Genomic DNA, 1,467 nt, shown 5'->3' on the forward strand with positions numbered 1-1,467 from the left:
CCTCCATCTGCCATCGCAAAGAACACTCGAGGACGGTTCGCATCGAAGGTCAGTGGGCGACCCGGCATGACGACGAATGGTGGATGAACAACCGGAACACAGTCGGGAAGCTTGTCTGGCCGAAGCACAACAAGGTATTCGACCCCACTCCACCCTTCAAGGAGTACAAGGCTTCCGCTTTGAGTGGTGACGGAGGTCAGATCATGTCCGATGCGCAGCCGGAACGGTTGGTGATGGGCGCGCAGTACGCCGCAAATACCGCTACGGCCCCCGTATATGGGCAGCAGGCTCGTGGTGCTGCCGCGCCGCAACAAGTACCCCGGCCGGCTCCCCAACCGCCGCAGCAGCAGCCGAACCGGGCACCGGTCCAAACTCGTCCGCCGGCGAACGACAACACCCGTCCGTCTCGGATCTCTCGATGGTGGAAATGGGTCAAGAATGGCTTGAAGTGGGGACGACCTGCCGCAGCGGCAGCGACCTCGCCTGCTGCTGCTGGCGCCGTTGCCGGCGGGCTTACATATGGCGGACTTGCTGGAGGGGTAGGTTTACTTGGCCTCAAACATTACCAGACGACCATGAATAACGGTGTTCGCCGGAGCATGGGCTTGGCGCCCCGCGCGACGACACCCTTCGGTTTCAGCAGCTATGAGATAAAGCCCCTGAGTTCCTTCACGCCTCCAGCCAGGGCTGATGAGGAGGACCACGCGCCCGCACCTAATGGACGTACTGCAGAAAATCTTACAGTCCTTGATGACGCGGAAAAACGACGCAGGCGGCGCTGCCGTGTCCTGCCCTATGGGGCCTTGCGCGGCACGTGCCAACCGAACGAGCAGGCGCACCATATCGTGCCCGACTATACACTACGTTACGGCACACGCGAGGAGGGCTCGAAGGGCCTAAAACGCATTGGCGATGCTGGGGGCGATCCAACGAAACGTACAATGACGCCGTTCCCAAGCTATTTGGAGGGGCCGGCTATTTGCTTGACCGGCAATGCAAAAGATAACGGGACTGAACATTGGGAGGCACATGGTGCCGATCGGATAATTGCTGCGGCAGGCGCCAAGCCTGGTGACATTAATCCAATAGGCACGGCTACAATTGGGAAGATCAAGAGAGCCGCAATCGACCATACAAGTAATGCACGGCGTGATTGCGAGCCGGAAATCCGTGCAGCAGTCGCTGCCGCCTTTCCAGGCATGTACGATAATCGCCTTGGACGTACCACCGAGAGTCTGCCAACTGGCGAGGCCTTCGATTGGTTAAAGCAAGGCACCAGCATGACCCGCCATTGAATGAGAGATATGAATGGAATTGAGCTTCACTAGCTGTCAGGCAGTTTCCTGGGACGTGTTCTATCTTCGTGGCAGTCGCGACGATGCTGAGGCTTTCGCGCCGTTTTCGCGCGTGCTGCAATATGCGAAGGGCCAGCAGGACGGAGGCCGCGACTGGGCCTATGACGACTAT

At 59.2% G+C, this 1,467-nt stretch carries 1 protein-coding gene; it reads left to right on the forward strand.

The window, feature by feature from the left end; translation table 11 throughout:
- The coding region (locus E2F50_RS22790) for a PAAR domain-containing protein (RefSeq protein WP_210234593.1) at positions 1 to 1,295 on the forward strand (1,295 nt) is incomplete at its 5' end.
- Between the last annotated feature and the right edge of the window lie 172 nt (positions 1,296 to 1,467).

The organism is Rhizobium deserti (assembly GCF_004358025.1).
In the GTDB taxonomy this organism is placed as follows: domain Bacteria; phylum Pseudomonadota; class Alphaproteobacteria; order Rhizobiales; family Rhizobiaceae; genus Neorhizobium; species Neorhizobium deserti.